A 16840-nucleotide genomic window follows, 5' to 3' on the forward strand; every position below is an offset into this window, starting at 1 on the left:
CAACAGGGGTAACCATGAAGAAGTTCGCATTCGCACTCGCCGCCTCGGCTGCTGCCGTGATCGGCATTTCCTCCGCCGCTCAGGCCGCGGACAAGACGAAGGTCTGCTTCGTCTATGTCGGTTCGCACACCGATGGCGGCTATTCGCAGGCCCACGATCTCGGCCGCCAGCAGGTCCAGGCCGAATTCGGCGACAAGATCGAAACGCCTTATCTCGAGAACGTGCCGGAAGGCCCGGACGCCGAGCGCGCCATCGAGCGTCTGGCCCGGTCCGGCTGCAAGCTGATCTTCACGACGTCCTTCGGCTTCATGGATGCGACGGTGAAGGTCGCCGCCAAGTTCCCGAAGGTCAAGTTCGAGCATGGCACCGGCTACAAGACCGGCCCGAATCTCGCGACTTACAACTCGCGATTCTATGAAGGCCGCTATATCCTCGGCCAGATCGCCGCCAAGACCTCGAAGAATCACGGCGCCGCCTACATCGCCTCCTTCCCGATCCCCGAAGTGGTCATGGGCATCAACTCCTTCGAGCAGGGCGCCAAGTCGGTCGACCCCAGCTTCAAGCTGAAGGTCATCTGGGTCAATACCTGGTTCGACCCCGGCAAGGAAGCCGATGCGGCCAAGGCGATGGTCGACCAGGGGGTCGACGTCTTGACGCAGCACACCGATACGACAGCGCCGATGCAGGTTGCCGAAGAACGCGGTATCCATGCCTTCGGTCAGGCGTCCGACATGATCGCAGCCGGCCCGAAGGCGCAGCTGACGGCGATCGTCGACACCTGGGGCGCCTACTACTCCAAACGTGTTCACGCGCTCCTGGACGGCACCTGGAAGTCCGAACAGAGCTGGGACGGCCTGAAAGACGGCATCCTGAAGATGGCGCCCTACACCAACATGCCTGACGACGTGAAGAAGATGGCCGAGGAAACCGAAGCCAAGATCAAGTCGGGCGAGCTGCATCCCTTCACCGGCCCGATCAACAAGCAGGACGGCACGCCCTGGCTGAAGGCCGGCGAGAAGGCAGATGACGCCACGCTGCTCGGCATGAACTTCTATGTCGAAGGCGTCGACGACAAGCTGCCGGCGCAATAATTCCGCAGGCTTTCTGCAACTTTCAAGGGCGTCCTGGCGGGCGCCCTTTTTTTCTTCTGTAACGTTAAAAAAAGCGATTTACAAAAGTAATACTATATGATTTTTTGACCCTGCGCCGCGAAGGAGCGGCATTGGGAGGATATCATGAAATTGAAGACTGCACTTTTGAGTGCCACGATTTTGGCTGCCTGCATGTTCGGTTCGGCTTCGGCCGGCGGCTTGACCGTTGGCTTCTCGCAGATCGGCTCGGAATCGGGCTGGCGTGCGGCTGAAACCACCGTCACCAAGGAACAGGCCAAGAAGCGCGGCATCGATCTGAAGTTTGCCGATGCGCAGCAGAAGCAGGAAAATCAGATCAAGGCTTTGCGCTCCTTCATTGCTCAGGGCGTTGATGCCATTCTGATCGCTCCGGTTGTTGAAACCGGCTGGGACGACGTTCTGAAGGAAGCCAAGGAAGCCAAGATCCCGGTCATCCTTCTCGACCGCACCATCAAGGCTCCGGACGATCTGTACCTGACGGCCGTTACGTCGGATCTCGTTCACGAAGGCAAGGTCGCAGGCGACTTCCTGGTGAAGACCGTCGGCGACAAGAAGTGCAACGTCGTCGAACTGCAGGGCACAACCGGTTCGTCGCCGGCGATCGCCCGCAAGAAGGGCTTCGAAGAGGCTCTCGCCGGCCATGACAACCTCAAGATCGTTCGCAGCCAGACCGGTGACTTCACTCGCACCAAGGGCAAGGAAGTCATGGAAAGCTTCCTGAAGGCCGAGAATGGCGGCAAGGATATCTGCGCTCTCTATGCTCATAACGACGACATGGCTGTCGGCGCCATCCAGGCGATCAAGGAAGCCGGCCTGAAGCCCGGCAAGGATATCCTCGTCGTCTCCATCGACGCCGTTCCGGATATCTTCAAGGCGATGTCCGAAGGCGAGTCCAATGCCACCGTCGAGCTGACGCCGAACATGGCCGGCCCCGCCTTCGATGCCCTCGAAGCCTATCTGAAGGACAAGAAGGCCCCGCCGAAGTGGATCCAGACCGAGTCCAAGCTCTACACGCCTGCCGACGAGCCGATGAAGGTCTACGAAGAGAAGAAGGGCCAGGGCTACTGATTTGAACCTGGAACCGCACTGGCTCATAATGGGCCGGTGCGGAACTGCCGGTGCCGGATCGGGCGTCAGCCCGGTCTTGGTGCGGGCGCACGGCGCAAATATCAGGACACAGCAGCCCTCATGGTTCACAATAACGAGAATATTCTCGCAGCCTCGGCCATATCCAAGTTTTTTCCCGGCGCTGTCGCCTTGGACAAGGTTGATTTCACGCTACGCCGCGGTGAGGTCCATGCGCTTCTCGGCGAAAACGGCGCCGGCAAATCGACGCTGATCAAGTGCATCACGGGCGCCTATCATCGCGATGGCGGCAGCCTGATGCTCGATGGCGAGGAAATCAATCCGGCCAATACGCTCGCCGCCCAGAAGCTGGGTATCGGCACCGTCTATCAGGAGGTCAACCTCCTCGCCAATCTGAGTGTCGCCGAAAACCTCTTTCTCGGACGCCAGCCGAGGCGTTTCGGCATGACCGACGTGCGCGCGATGAACCGCAAGGCGCGCGAACTGCTTGCCGGCTACGGCATCGATATTGACGTCACCGCCGAACTCGGACGTTTCTCCGTCGCCGTCCAGCAGGTCGTCGCCATCGCCCGCGCCGTCGATCTCTCCGGCAAGGTGCTGATATTGGACGAGCCGACGGCGAGCCTCGACAACCAGGAAGTGGCGCTGCTCTTCCGCATCATCGGGGACCTGAAGAAACGCGGGCTCGGCATCGTCTTCATCACCCATTTCCTCGAGCAGGTCTATGCGATCAGCGATCGCATCACCGTGCTGCGCAACGGCAAGCTCGTCGGCACCCGCGACGCCGCCGAACTGCCGCGCCAGGGCCTGATCGCCATGATGCTCGGCCGCGAACTCGCCCAGGCTGAAGAGGCGGTCGGGGAGCGCAGCATTGCAGCCGGCGAGGTCCGGTATCGCTTTTCCGGCTACGGCAAACGCGGCAAGGTCAAGCCCTTTGATCTCGATGTCCGCGCCGGCGAGGTGGTCGGCGTAGCCGGGCTGCTCGGCTCCGGGCGCACCGAAACCGCCGAATTGTTGTTCGGCGTCGAACATGCCGACAGCGGCAGCGCGACGATCGACGGCCAGCCCGTCACCCTTTCCAGCCCGCGCGCTGCAATCGAGAAGGGTTTCGGCTTCTGCCCCGAGGATCGCAAGACCGATGGCATCGTCGGCGACCTGTCGATCCGGGAAAATATCGCGCTGGCGCTGCAGGCCCGCCGCGGCTGGACCCGGCCTCTGTCGCGCGCCGAGCAGAATGCGCTCGCCGACCGCTACATCAAGGCGCTCGACATCCGCACCACCGACCGCGAAAAGCCGATCCGTCTGCTTTCCGGCGGCAATCAGCAGAAGGCGATCCTTGCCCGCTGGCTGGCGACCAATCCCAAATTTCTCATCCTCGACGAGCCGACCCGCGGCATCGATGTCGGCGCCCATGCCGAGATCATCCGGCTCATCGAACAGCTCTGCGCCGAAGGCATGTCATTGATCGTAATTTCCTCGGAACTTGAAGAGCTTGTCGCCTATAGTTCACGTGTCATCGTGCTTCGCGACAGGCAGCATATCGCCGAATTGACGGGCGAGCGCATCACCGCAGCCGGCATTGTCGATGCCATCGCCGCCGCCGAGCACAAGAAGGAGGATGCATGAAGTCCTCTCGCAATGCGCTGGCCTATCGCCTGGCGCCGCAACTGATCGCGCTCGTTGTCATTCTTCTGTTGAATTTCATAACGTCGCCGCAGTTTTTTAATGTCGTTGTTCAAAACGGTCGCCTGTATGGCAGCCTGATCGATGTGCTCAATCGCGGCGCGCCGGTGGCTTTGTTGGCGATCGGCATGACACTGGTGATTGCCACCAAGGGCATCGACCTTTCCGTCGGCGCGGTCATCGCCATTTGCGGCGCCGTCGCTGCATCGTCGATCGTGTCCGGAAATTCAGTCGCTTACACAATTCTCCTGACACTGACGATCGGGCTTGCCTGCGGCGTCTGGAATGGTTTCCTGGTGGCGATCCTCAACATCCAGCCGATCATCGCCACACTGGTGCTGATGGTCGCCGGCCGCGGCATCGCCCAGCTCATCACAGAAGGCGCGATCCTGACATTCAACGATGACGGCCTGATCTTCTTCGGCAGCGGCTCGATGGCGCTCCTGCCGATGCCGGTTGTCATCTGGCTGCTCGTCGGCCTGCTCGTCATCCTGCTCGTTCGCCGCACCGCGCTCGGCATGCTGCTCGAGGCCGTCGGCATCAACCGCCGCGCCAGCACGCTCTCCGGCATTCAAACGCCGGTGCTGCTGATGGCGGTCTATATGCTGAGCGGGCTTTGCGCCTCGATCGCGGGCATTATCGTCGCGGCCGACATCAAGGGCGCCGATGCCAACAACGCCGGTCTCTGGCTGGAGCTTGATGCTATCCTCGCCGTCGTCGTCGGCGGCAATTCGCTGCTCGGCGGAAGATTCAGTATTGTCGGGTCGCTGATCGGCGCGATGATCATCCAGGCTGTGAATACCGGCATCCTGTCTTCCGGATTCCCGCCCGAGTTCAACCTGATCATCAAGGCGGTCATCATCATCGTGATCCTCGTCATTCAGTCGCCGGCGGTGCAATCGTTCGCCATCTTCGCCAGCCGCCGGCAGGGCGGAAGGGAGTAGCCGAAATGAACTCCAAATATCTGCCGCTGCTCGCGACCATCGTCATCTTCGTGCTCGCCTATGCCGGCTGCACGCTGCAATATCCGAACATGCTGTCGACGCGCGTCATCGGCAATCTTCTGACGGATAATGCCTTTCTCGGCATTGCCGCCGTCGGCATGACCTTCGTTATCATCTCCGGTGGCATCGATCTGTCGATCGGTTCGATCATCGCCTTCACCGGCGTCTTCCTCGCGGTGATCCTGCAGAACACCTCGATCCATCCGCTGCTTGCCTTCGCGCTGGTGCTTGTCATCACCACCGCCTTCGGCGCCATCATGGGCGCGATCATCCATTACCTCGAAATGCCGGCTTTCATCGTCACGCTCGCCGGCATGTTCCTGGCGCGCGGTATCGCCTTCGTGCTGTCGATCGACAGCATTCCGATCAACCACGACTATTATTCGACGCTGACGAGCCTCTATTGGCGGCTGCCCGGAGGCGGACGGCTGACGCTGATCGGCGCCGTCATGCTTCTGGTCTTTGCCGCCGGCATCTTCATCGCCCACCGTACCCGCTTCGGCACCAACGTCTACGCGCTCGGCGGCGGGCCGCAGACGGCGCGGCTGATGGGCGTGCCGGTCGGCCGCACCACGATCCAGATCTATGCGCTGTCGGGTTTTCTCGCCGGTCTATCCGGAATCGTTTTTTCGCTGTACACATCTGCCGGATATTCTCTTGCTGCAGTCGGCGTCGAACTTGACGCCATCGCTGCAGTGGTCATTGGGGGGACGCTGCTGACCGGAGGAGCGGGCTTCGTGGCGGGAACCTTGATCGGGATTCTGATCCAGGGGCTCATTCAGACCTACATCACCTTCGACGGCACGCTGTCGAGCTGGTGGACGAAGATTCTGATCGGCCTGCTGCTGTTTGCATTCATTCTGATGCAGAAGGCGATCCTGTTCCTTTCCAGCCTGAACAAGAGGTATGCCTGAGGGGGGCGGCTCGCTTGCGCAACAAATTCATCGAGACACGCAAGACGGGGCGCCGAACCCGGACGAGCCATGCACAGGTGGTCGACGAGCTCGGCAAGGCGATCGTCGCCGGCACCTATCCGGTCGGTTCGATCCTGCCGGGCGATACGGAACTGGCGCAGCGCTTCAAGGTATCGCGCACAGTCTTGCGTGAAACGATGAAGACGCTCGCCGCCAAGGGCATGGTCGTCGCCAAGGCGCGGGTCGGCACGCGGGTGACCGAGAAGAACCTCTGGAACATGTTCGACAGCGAAATCATCGCCTGGCACTTCGATAATGGTGTGACGGAAGAATTCCTGCTGCAGCTTTACGATATCCGCCTTGCCGTCGAACCCTTCGCCGCCGGTCTGGTCGCCGAGCGGGCCAGCGCCGAAGAGATCGAGACGCTTCGCGAACTGGCGCAGGAAATGGCGGCGAGCGGGCATACGGCCGACAGCCTGGCGCTCGCCGACCTGCGCTTTCACCTGGCGATCGCCGAAGCCTCGCACAATCCCTTCATGCGCACCCTCGGCAGCCTCATCGAAGCGGCTCTGGTCGGCATGTTCCGCATCAGCACGCCGCCCTCCGAAAACGGGTTCGCCAATATCGCCGATACCCATATGCGCATCGTCGATGCCATCGTTTCCGGCGACAGCGCCGCGGCGCGGCGTGCGATGGAAGTCGTCATCGTCGACGGCCGCGATCACGTGCACGAAGCTTTCGCGGCCCACGGCTCTCCTGTCGTCCTGGGACCGATTTCGCCCGCAATCTAGTCCTGAAATCGATTTCCGATTTCAGGAATTATGCAGTATGAGGCAGAAAAGCCGCCTCATCGCGCGGATTCGCGGAGCAGATCATGGAACGTACTTGTCTTGCCGTCATCCTTGCCGCCGGTGACAGCACGCGGATGAAATCCTCAAAATCGAAAGTGCTGCATCCGGTCGCCGGCCGTCCGATGATCGCCCATGTCGTCGAGGCGGTCTCCTCCGCCGGCATCTCCTCCGTCGCCCTCGTCGTCGGCCGCAACGCCGAGGAGGTGGCAAAGGCCGCAAGCATCGACGGCGTCGGGATCGAAGCCTATCTGCAGCAGCAGCGCCTCGGCACCGGCCATGCGGTGCTGGCAGCGCGCGAGGCCATCGCCAAGGGCTATGACGATATCCTCGTTACCTATGGTGACGTGCCGCTGCAGACCGAGGGGCCGCTCAAGGCCGCCCGTCAGGGACTCGCGGAAGGCAGCGACGTGGTCGTCATCGGTTTCCATACCGACAGACCGACCGGCTATGGCCGCCTGCTCGTCAAGGACGGCGAACTCATCGCCATCCGGGAGGAGAAGGACGCCACCGACGCCGAACGCACTGTGACATGGTGCAACAGCGGACTAATGGCGATCAACGGCCGCAAGGCACTCGACCTGCTCTCGCGCATCGGCAATGCCAATGCCAAGGGCGAATTCTATCTGACCGATCTCGTCGAGATCGCCCGTTCGCTCGGCGGCCGCGTCACCGCCGTCGACGCGCCTGAAATCGAGATGACCGGCTGCAACAACCGTGCCGAACTCGCCGTCATCGAACGCTTCTGGCAGGAACGTCGCCGGCGCGAAATGATGCTGTCAGGCGTTACGATGATTGCGCCGGAAACGGTGTTCCTCTCCTACGACACTGTCATCGGCCAGGATGCGTTGATCGAGCCGAACGTCGTCTTCGGCCCCGGCGCGGTGATCAACAGCGGCGCCATCATTCATGCCTTCTCGCATATCGAAGGCGCGCATGTCAGTGAAGGCGCGACCGTCGGCCCCTTTGCGCGGCTGCGGCCGGGTGCCGATCTCGCCATGGGATCGAAGGTCGGCAATTTCTGCGAGGTCAAGAACGGCCGGATCGGCGAGGGCGCCAAGGTCAACCATCTCACTTATATCGGCGATGCGGTTGTCGGCGCCGGCAGCAACATCGGCGCCGGTACGATCACCTGCAATTATGACGGGGTCAACAAGAGCGAGACGGTGATCGGCGAAAACGCCTTCATCGGCTCCAATTCCTCGCTGGTCGCGCCGGTGACGATCGGCGACGGCGCCTATATCGCCTCCGGTAGCGTCATCACCGTCAACGTCCCAGCCGATGCGCTGGCGCTCGGACGCGCTCGTCAGGAAATCAAGCCCGGCCGCGCGACGCTGTTGCGCGAGCGCGCGCTCGCCATCAAGGCGGCCAAGAAGGCGAAGGCTTGAGCAGCTTTGCGTAACCGGCGGAAATTGAAAGTGACCGTCGAGGCCATTGAGAAATAAGCGGAAACCGTTAGGAGTGGCCTCATTATCAGAGGCTTATGGGGATATTGCATGTGCGGTATTGTGGGGATCGTCGGAACTCAGCCTGTTGCCGGGCGCCTGGTCGATGCGCTGAAGCGTTTGGAATATCGCGGTTATGATTCTGCCGGTGTCGCCACCATCCACGAGGGGGTGATGGATCGCCGCCGCGCCGAGGGCAAGCTCTTCAACCTGGAAAAGCGCCTCGACGTCGAACCGCTGCCCGGCACGGTCGGTATTGCCCATACGCGCTGGGCAACCCACGGCGTGCCGAACGAGACAAATGCCCATCCGCATTTCGTCGAAGGCGTCGCCGTCGTTCATAACGGCATCATCGAGAATTTCTCCGAGCTTCGCGACGAATTGAGCGAAGCGGGCGCGGTCTTTGTAACCCAGACCGATACCGAGGTCGTCGCGCAACTGATGGCGAAATCTCTGCGCGAAGGCCTGGAGCCGCGCGCTGCCATGCTGAAGATGCTGAACCGGGTAACCGGTGCCTATGCGCTGGCCGTGATGCTCAAAGCCGATCCCGGCACGATCATGGCCGCCCGTTCCGGCCCGCCGCTTGCCGTCGGCTATGGCCGCGGCGAGATGTTCCTCGGCTCGGACGCGATCGCGCTTTCGCCCTTCACCAACGAGATCACCTATCTGGCCGATGGCGATTGCGCCGTTATCACGCGGGAAGGCGTCGCCGTGCTCGATTTTGCCGGAAAGCCGGTCAAACGCGCCCGCCAGATCTCGCAGGCGACCGCCTATGTCGTCGACAAGGGCAATCACCGCCATTTCATGGAAAAGGAAATCTACGAGCAGCCGGAGGTGATCTCACACGCGCTCAGCCATTACGTGGATTTTGCCGAGAACACGATCGGCGCCAATGCCGCCGTAATCGATTTCAAGGCGGCGAGCGGCTTGGCGATCTCGGCCTGCGGCACCGCCTATCTCGCCGGCCTTGTCGGCAAATACTGGTTCGAGCGTTATGCCCGACTGCCCGTTGAGATCGACGTCGCCTCCGAATTCCGCTACCGCGAAATGCCGCTCTCGCCATCGCAGGCCGCACTCTTCATCTCCCAGTCCGGCGAAACCGCCGATACGCTGGCATCGCTGCGTTATTGCCGCGACAACGGGTTGAAGATCGGCGCCGTCGTCAATGTCCGCGAATCGACGATCGCCCGCGAATCTGACGCCGTCTTCCCGATCATGGCCGGGCCCGAGATCGGCGTCGCCTCGACCAAGGCCTTCACCTGCCAGCTTGCCGTGCTGGCGTCGCTGGCGATCGGCGCCGGCAAGGCGCGCGGCACGGTGAGCGCCGAGGAGGAGAGGGCGCTGGTGCGCCATCTCGCCGAGATGCCGCGCATCATGAGCCGGGTGCTGAACCTGATCCAGCCGCAGATGGAAAGCCTGTCGCGCGAACTGTCGAAATGCAGGGATGTGCTCTATCTCGGCCGCGGCACCAGCTTCCCGCTCGCCATGGAGGGCGCGCTGAAGCTCAAGGAAATTTCCTATATCCACGCCGAAGGCTATGCTGCCGGCGAACTGAAGCACGGGCCGATCGCGCTGATCGATGAGAACATGCCTGTCATCGTCATCGCCCCCTACGACCGCTTCTTCGAAAAGACGGTCTCGAACATGCAGGAGGTCGCAGCCCGCGGCGGCCGCATCATCTTTATCACCGACGAGGCGGGTGCGGCGGCCTCAAAACTGCCGACCATGGCGACGATCATCCTGCCTGTCGTCGACGAAATCATCGCGCCGATGATCTTCTCGCTGCCGATCCAGCTGCTCGCCTATCACACCGCCGTGTTCATGGGCACCGACGTCGATCAGCCCCGCAATCTGGCAAAATCCGTGACTGTGGAATAAGCCGGCAAGGTCGGATCTTGGCGCCGAAACATATTGTGCGGCGCCTGGAATTCTGGCAATTTTACCATATGGACGAGGGGGAAGGGCCGGAGTTCCGGCCCGTCCAGGACTGAGATGGAGTTCATCAGTAGAGATGACCGACAATGCCCCCAGAATGCCTGTCGCGACCCGGTTGCGGAACAATTTTCTAGCAGGGCTGATCATCTGCGCGCCGATCGCCATCACCATCTGGTTGACCTGGACCTTCATCCATTGGTCGGACAGCTGGGTCAGGCCCTATATTCCGGCGCGCTGGAACCCGGAAAGCTATCTCAACTTCGCCATTCCCGGCTTCGGCTTGCTGATTGCCGTCGTGCTGATCACCGTCGTCGGCTTTCTCGGCAAGAACCTGATTGGCCAGAGCATCGTCCGGTTCGGCGAATCGATCGTCCATCGCATGCCGTTGGTGCGCACGATCTACAGAAGCGTGAAGCAGATTTTCGAAACGGTGCTGAAAGAACAGTCGAACTCCTTCAAGAAGGTCGGCCTCATCGAGTATCCGGGTCCCGGCCTTTGGGCGCTGGTCTTCGTCGCCACCGACGCCAAGGGCGAGATTGCCTCGAAGTTTAACGCCATGGGTCAGGATATGGTGGCCGTCTTCCTGCCGCCGACGCCGGTGCCGACGGCCGGTTTCCTCATTTTCGTGCCGCGCGAAAAGATCGTCATGCTCGATATGAGCCCGGAAGACGCCGCCAAGTACCTGATATCAGGCGGCCTCGTGGCTCCCGAGCATAGACCGTCCGAGCCGAAGCAGAAGCATTTGCCGCGGCCGAAGCCGGTGGCGGTTTCGAAAGCCGATTAACCGGCCCTCAGGAATCGGATCGCCTCGTCGCGCCGGAACAGATAGAGCAGGGTGCGGATCGCCTGTCCTCTTTCGCTGGTTAGTTCCGGATCGCGCTCGATCAGATAGGCCGCATCCTTGCGGGCGATCTCGAGCAGGTCGGCATGCGCCTCGAGGCTGGCAATGCGGAAGCCCGGCGTGCCGGATTGGCGGGTGCCGAGCAATTCGCCTTCGCCGCGCAGTTTCAAGTCTTCCTCGGCAATACGGAAACCATCCTCCGTCTCGCGCATGATCGACAGCCTGGCATGGCCGGTTTCGCCGAGCGGTCCCTTATAGAGCAGGATGCAGGTCGAGGCCTCGTCGCCGCGCCCGACACGGCCGCGCAGCTGATGCAGCTGCGCCAGGCCGAAACGCTCTGCATGTTCGATCACCATGATCGTCGCATCCGGCACGTCGACGCCGACCTCGACGACGGTGGTGGCGACGAGAAGACGGGTCTCGCCATTCTTGAAGGCCATCATCGCCGCATCCTTCTCCGCGCCGCTCATACGGCCATGGATGAGGCCGATATCGGGGCCGAGCGAGGAGACGAGCGTCGCATGCCGCTCCTCTGCCGACATCAGGTCGAGCTCTTCGGATTCTTCGACCAGCGGGCAAATCCAATAGGCCTTCTTACCTTCAGCGATCGCGCTCCGCAGCCGTCCGACGATTTCGCCGGTCCGCTCCATCGGCACGGTGATCGTCTGGATCGGCTTGCGGCCGGCGGGCTTCTCGGTGAGTTTGGAAACATCCATGTCGCCGAAGGCGGCGAGAACCAGAGTGCGCGGGATCGGCGTCGCCGTCATCACAAGCATATGCGGCGAGATGCCCTTTGCCGTCAGCCGCAGGCGCTGGTGAACGCCGAAACGGTGCTGCTCGTCGACGACGGCGAGCATCAGGTTTGCGTAACTGACGCTCTCCTGAAACAGCGCATGTGTGCCGATGATGATCTGCGCCGCGCCGGAGGCGATGCGCTCCAGGATTTCCTCCCGTTCGCGTCCCTTGGTGCGCCCGGTCAGCACCTCGATGTCGAGTCCGGCAGAGGCGGCGAATTTCGAGATGGTCGCGTGGTGCTGCCGCGCCAGGATTTCCGTCGGCGCCATCAGCACCGCCTGGCCGCCGCTCTCGATCACCGCCGCCATCGCCATCAGCCCCACCAGCGTCTTGCCGGAGCCGACATCGCCCTGCAACAGCCGCAGCATGCGCTCGTGACCGGCCATGTCGTTCAGAATCTCGGCGATCGCATCGTTCTGGCTTGACGTGAGCGAGAAGGGCAACGCCTTCACGATCTTGCTGCTGACCGCACCGGTCGCATGCACCGGCTGGCCCGCCACTTTGCGCAGCCTCTGGCGCACCAGGCTGAGCGACAGCTGGCCGGCCAGAAATTCATCATAGGCGAGCCGCCTTCGGGCAGGGGCCTGCGGATCGACATCCAATGGATCGCGCGGTTCGTGCAGCATATGGAAACTGTCACGGATCGTCGGCAGGCCCTGCTTCTGCGTCAGCGTCAGGTCGATCCATTCCGGCATCTCCGGAAAGCGCGGCAGGGCGGTGTCGATGATCTTTCGCAGCGTTTTCGGCGAAAGCCCGGCCGTCAGCGGATAGATCGGCTCGACGAGCGGCAGGCTCTCCGTCTCCTCCGCTTTGACGATATAGTCGGGATGCACCATCGAGGCGCGGCCGTTGAACCAGTCAATCTTGCCGCTGACCGTCACCTCCGCATCGATGGGTAGCTGCTTTTCCAGCCATGCCGCCTGGCCGCGGAAGAAGACCAGCGTCAACTCGCCGGTCTCGTCATGCAGGAAAACGCGGTAGGGAACATTGCTTTTGCCCCGCGGTGGCACCTGGTGTCGGTCGACGCGCGCGGTGATCGTGACGATCGCACCCTGTGGCGCGCGGGCGATCCCCGGCTGGTTGCGCCGGTCGATCAGCGAGAACGGCGCATGGAACAGAAGATCGATGACCCGGCAATCCTCCACCGTCTCGCGCCCGAGCAGCTTAACCAGCAGTTCGGCGATCTTCGGGCCGACGCCCGGAAGGCCCGAAACGGGAGAAAACAGAGGATCGAGAATGGCGGGGCGCATGCGGCCAAAATGCGATGAACAATGCGGCCTTGGCAAGGCTGACAAGCCGCTTTCGAGGGTCTATAGAGGCGCATCAACAGGAAGGTAATGCCATGACAGGTGTCACGCTCACGAGTGCCGGTCTCGACCCGCGCCGCCGCCGAATCCTCTTCCGCTGCTGGCACCGCGGCATCCGCGAAATGGATCTGGTCTTCGGCCAGTTCGCCGAAGCCGAGATCGCGACGCTTTCGGAAGCCGAACTCGACGAGCTCGAGACGATCATGGCCGAAGAGGACAATGATCTCGTCCGCTGGATCATGGGAACATGGCCGGTGCCTGAGCGTTTCCAGACACCGATGTTTGCCCGCCTCGCCGCCTATACGCCCGATTTCGACAAGCCCCTCAGGACGCCGGAATGATCCCTGGTTTCGATGCGAAGAAGCTCGCGGCCATTGCCGAGCCGCTGACGATCGGCAATGTGCCTACTGGTCTCGAACCGCTGCTGCTCGCCGAGCTTGCCCGAGCGGGAGAACCCGTCGCCTATGTCATGTCGGACGGCCATCGTATGGCCGATCTGGAACAGATGCTCGGCTTCGTCGCCCCCGACATCCCGGTTCTCACCCTACCGGCCTGGGACTGTCTGCCCTATGACCGCGTTTCGCCGAGCGCCGATACCTCGGCCCGCCGGCTCGCCGCGTTGGGCGGCCTCATCGCGCATCGCAAGAAGCCGCATGCCGCGATCGTGCTCGTCACCGCCAACGCCATGCTGCAGAAGGTGGCGCCGCAGGATGTCATCGAAAGTCTGAGTTTTTCGGCCCGTCCCGGCAATCAGCTGCGCATGGACGATCTTGCCGGGCGCCTGGAGCGCAATGGCTTCGATCGCGTCGCAACGGTTCGTGAAGTGGGCGAATACGCAGTACGCGGCGGCATTCTCGACGTCTTCGTGCCGGGTTCGGAAGAGCCGGTGCGCCTCGATTTCTTCGGCGATACGCTGGAGAGTATCCGCAGCTTCGATCCGGCGAGCCAGCGCACGACGGGCCAGGTGCGTTCCCTCGATCTGAACCCGATGAGCGAGGTGACGCTGACCCCGGATACGATCAGCCGCTTCCGCAAGAACTATCTCTCCGCTTTCGGCGCGACAACGCGTGACGATGCGCTTTATCTCGCCGTCTCCGAAGGCCGCCGCTATCCCGGCATGGAGCATTGGCTGCCGCTCTTCTACGAGAAGCTCGATACCGTCTTCGATTACCTCAGCGGCTTCCGCATCGTTACCGACCATACGGTGCGCGAGGCGGCGGAGGAACGTTCCAAGCTCGTCCTCGATTATTTCGACGCCCGCCTGAATTCCGGCCAACCGGCCAAGGGCCAGATGGCCCAGGGCACGCCTTACAAGCCGGTGACGCCGGGCCAGCTCTATCTCGACAGCAAGCTTTTTGCCAAAACGCTCGACGCGCTCGGCGCGATCCGCATCACCCCGTTCAACGAGCATGAGGGCGAGGCGAGGCGGGTAATCAATGTCGAAGCCCGCCAAGGTCAGCGCTGGGCTCGCGCCAATGCCGAAGGCGGCGGTGATGCCGAACGCATCAACATCTTCGACGTCGTCGTCAAGCATATAGCCGACCGCCGCGCCGCCGGCGCGAAGGTGCTCGTCACCGCCTGGACCGAGGGCTCGCTGGAACGCCTGCTGCAGGTGCTGAACGAACACGGGCTGGAAAAGGTCAAGCCGGTCGAGGCGCTGAAGGATCTCGGCTCGCTGGCGAAAGGCGAGGCCGCTGCTGCGGTGCTCAATCTCGAATCCGGCTTCGAGGCGGGCGAGCTCGTCGTCATCGGCGAGCAGGATATTCTCGGCGACCGCATGGTTCGCCGCTCCAAGCGCCGCAAGCGCGCCGCCGATTTCATCGCCGAGGTTGCCGGCCTCGACGAAGGTTCGATCGTCGTCCACGCCGAACATGGCATCGGCCGATTCATCGGCCTCCGGACGATCGAAGCGGCGGGCGCCCCGCATGCCTGCCTCGAACTGCAATATGCCGACGAGGCCAAGCTCTTCCTGCCGGTTGAAAACATCGATCTTCTCTCGCGCTACGGCGGCGAGGGCACTGATGCCCAGCTCGACAAGCTCGGCGGCGGCGCCTGGCAGATGCGCAAGGCCAAGCTCAAACGGCGCCTGCTCGACATGGCCGATGCGCTGATCCGCATCGCCGCCGAGCGCCTGACGCGTCATGCGCCTGTTCTGACGGCGCCGGATGGCCTGTATGACGAGTTTGCCGCCCGCTTCCCCTATGACGAGACCGAAGACCAGGACAACGCCATCGACGCCGTGCGCTCTGATCTCGGCGCCGGCCGGCCGATGGACCGCCTCGTCTGCGGCGATGTCGGTTTCGGCAAGACCGAGGTGGCCCTGCGCGCTGCCTTCGTCGCGGCGATGAACGGCGTCCAGGTCGCCGTCGTCGTACCGACGACGTTGCTCGCCCGCCAGCATTTCAAAACCTTTTCCGAGCGTTTTCGCGGCCTGCCGGTGCGCGTTCAGCAGGCATCGCGCCTCGTTGGCTCGAAAGAACTGGCGCTGACCAAGAAGGAAGTCGCGGAGGGCAAGACCGATATCGTCGTCGGCACCCATGCGCTGCTTGGCGCCGGCATCAAATTCGCCAATCTCGGCCTGCTCGTCATCGACGAGGAACAGCATTTCGGCGTCAAGCACAAGGAGCGGCTGAAGGAGCTGAAGAGCGACGTGCATGTGCTGACGCTGTCGGCAACGCCGATCCCGCGCACACTGCAGCTTGCCATGACCGGGGTGCGCGAACTGTCGCTCATCACCACGCCGCCTGTCGACCGCATGGCGGTGCGCACCTTCATCTCGCCGTTCGACAGCCTGGTCATTCGCGAGACATTGATGCGCGAGCACTATCGCGGCGGCCAGAGCTTCTATGTCTGCCCGAGGCTTGCCGATCTCGCGGATGTGCACGCCTTCCTGCAGTCCGACGTGCCGGAGCTGAAGGTCGCCGTCGCCCATGGCCAGATGCCGGCCGGCGAACTCGAAGACATCATGAACGCCTTCTATGAAGGCCGCTATGACGTGCTGTTGTCGACCACCATCGTCGAATCCGGCCTCGACGTCCCCACGGCCAATACGCTGATCGTCCACCGCGCCGATATGTTCGGCCTCGCGCAACTCTATCAGCTGCGCGGCCGTGTCGGCCGTTCGAAGGTGCGCGCTTTCGCGCTCTTCACCCTGCCGGTCAACAAGGTGCTGACGGCGACGGCCGAGCGCCGGCTGAAGGTGCTGCAGTCGCTCGATACGCTCGGTGCCGGCTTTCAACTCGCAAGCCACGACCTCGATATTCGCGGCGCAGGCAACCTGCTCGGCGAGGAGCAGTCAGGCCACATCAAGGAGGTCGGCTTCGAACTCTATCAGCAGATGCTGGAAGAGGCGGTCGCCGAGGTCAAGGGTGTCGACGAAATCCACGATACCGGCTGGTCGCCGCAAATTTCGGTCGGCACCACGGTGATGATCCCCGAGAATTACGTGCCGGACCTGCATCTGCGCATGGCGCTCTACCGCCGTCTCGGCGAAATCACCGACCTCAAGGAGATCGATGGCTTCGGCGCCGAGATGATCGACCGCTTCGGGCCGATGCCGATCGAAGTCCAGCATCTCCTGAAGATCGTCTACATCAAGTCGCTCTGCCGCACCGCCAATGTCGAAAAGCTCGATGCCGGCCCGAAGGGCGTGGTCGTGCAGTTCCGCAACAAGGAATTCCCGAACCCGGCGAATCTCGTCGGCTATATCGGCAGGCAGGGCACGATGGCGAAGATTCGTCCCGATCACAGCCTGTTCTTGACCCGCGACCTGCCGACGCCTGAGAAGCGCTTGCAGGGCGCGGCAGTCATCATGACGCAACTGGCCGAGATGGCCAAGCAATAGAGGGAGAC

The 16840-nt window shown here is 62.4% G+C and carries 12 protein-coding genes; 11 read left to right on the forward strand and 1 reads right to left on the reverse strand.

All coding sequences use genetic code 11. From position 1 onward, the window contains the following. Positions 1 to 14 precede the first annotated feature (14 nt). The 9 genes from HJB91_RS14285 to HJB91_RS14325 all read left to right on the forward strand — a co-directional run bounded on the left by HJB91_RS14285 (position 15) and on the right by HJB91_RS14325 (position 10829). Positions 15 to 1091, forward strand: coding sequence for a BMP family ABC transporter substrate-binding protein (locus HJB91_RS14285; protein WP_221102539.1), 1077 nt, complete (start codon positions 15 to 17; stop codon positions 1089 to 1091). A gap of 144 nt (positions 1092 to 1235) precedes the next feature. Next, a complete protein-coding gene (ytfQ, locus tag HJB91_RS14290) occupies positions 1236 to 2198 on the forward strand; it encodes a galactofuranose ABC transporter, galactofuranose-binding protein YtfQ (RefSeq protein ID WP_168296910.1) in 963 nt (320 codons plus the stop codon). 120 nt (positions 2199 to 2318) lie between these two features. After that, positions 2319 to 3842, forward strand: a complete 1524-nt coding sequence (ytfR, locus tag HJB91_RS14295; protein WP_221146597.1) for a galactofuranose ABC transporter, ATP-binding protein YtfR — start codon at positions 2319 to 2321, stop codon at positions 3840 to 3842. After that, positions 3839 to 4843 (forward strand): ABC transporter permease, encoded by a 1005-nt coding sequence (locus HJB91_RS14300; protein WP_210631386.1) that lies wholly within the window; start codon positions 3839 to 3841, stop codon positions 4841 to 4843. Before ytfR ends, HJB91_RS14300 begins: the two co-directional genes overlap by 4 nt. A gap of 5 nt (positions 4844 to 4848) precedes the next feature. Continuing rightward, positions 4849 to 5817 carry a galactofuranose ABC transporter, permease protein YjfF gene (yjfF, locus tag HJB91_RS14305; RefSeq protein ID WP_011425356.1) on the forward strand — a complete coding sequence of 323 codons (969 nt, stop codon included), beginning with the start codon at positions 4849 to 4851 and terminating at the stop codon, positions 5815 to 5817. Between the two features lie 14 nt (positions 5818 to 5831). Beyond that, positions 5832 to 6608, forward strand: a complete 777-nt coding sequence (locus tag HJB91_RS14310) for a FadR/GntR family transcriptional regulator (RefSeq protein WP_184456708.1) — start codon at positions 5832 to 5834, stop codon at positions 6606 to 6608. A gap of 83 nt (positions 6609 to 6691) precedes the next feature. Further along, positions 6692 to 8053 carry a bifunctional UDP-N-acetylglucosamine diphosphorylase/glucosamine-1-phosphate N-acetyltransferase GlmU gene (glmU, locus tag HJB91_RS14315; protein ID WP_221146599.1) on the forward strand — a complete coding sequence of 454 codons (1362 nt, stop codon included), beginning with the start codon at positions 6692 to 6694 and terminating at the stop codon, positions 8051 to 8053. Positions 8054 to 8161: 108 nt separating this feature from the next. Further along, the gene (gene glmS, locus HJB91_RS14320) at positions 8162 to 9988 is read left to right on the forward strand and encodes a glutamine--fructose-6-phosphate transaminase (isomerizing) (RefSeq protein WP_221155057.1); all 1827 of its coding nucleotides are present in this window, start codon (positions 8162 to 8164) and stop codon (positions 9986 to 9988) included. Positions 9989 to 10121: 133 nt separating this feature from the next. Continuing rightward, positions 10122 to 10829 (forward strand): DUF502 domain-containing protein, encoded by a 708-nt coding sequence (locus tag HJB91_RS14325; RefSeq protein WP_210631383.1) that lies wholly within the window; start codon positions 10122 to 10124, stop codon positions 10827 to 10829. Here HJB91_RS14325 and recG read toward each other — a convergent pair. Continuing rightward, positions 10826 to 12931, reverse strand: coding sequence for an ATP-dependent DNA helicase RecG (recG, locus tag HJB91_RS14330; RefSeq protein WP_210631382.1), 2106 nt, complete (start codon positions 12929 to 12931; stop codon positions 10826 to 10828). The genes HJB91_RS14325 and recG overlap by 4 nt on opposite strands. A gap of 92 nt (positions 12932 to 13023) precedes the next feature. On the opposite strand from recG, the gene HJB91_RS14335 reads away from it, so the two are divergent. Next, positions 13024 to 13329 carry a succinate dehydrogenase assembly factor 2 gene (locus tag HJB91_RS14335; protein WP_210631381.1) on the forward strand — a complete coding sequence of 102 codons (306 nt, stop codon included), beginning with the start codon at positions 13024 to 13026 and terminating at the stop codon, positions 13327 to 13329. After that, positions 13326 to 16832, forward strand: a complete 3507-nt coding sequence (gene mfd / locus HJB91_RS14340) for a transcription-repair coupling factor (RefSeq protein WP_221155059.1) — start codon at positions 13326 to 13328, stop codon at positions 16830 to 16832. The genes HJB91_RS14335 and mfd overlap by 4 nt, the downstream gene beginning before the upstream one ends. The last annotated feature ends 8 nt before the right edge of the window (positions 16833 to 16840 follow it).

It is taken from the genome of Rhizobium sp. NLR10b (genome assembly GCF_019685435.1).
GTDB lineage: Bacteria > Pseudomonadota > Alphaproteobacteria > Rhizobiales > Rhizobiaceae > Rhizobium.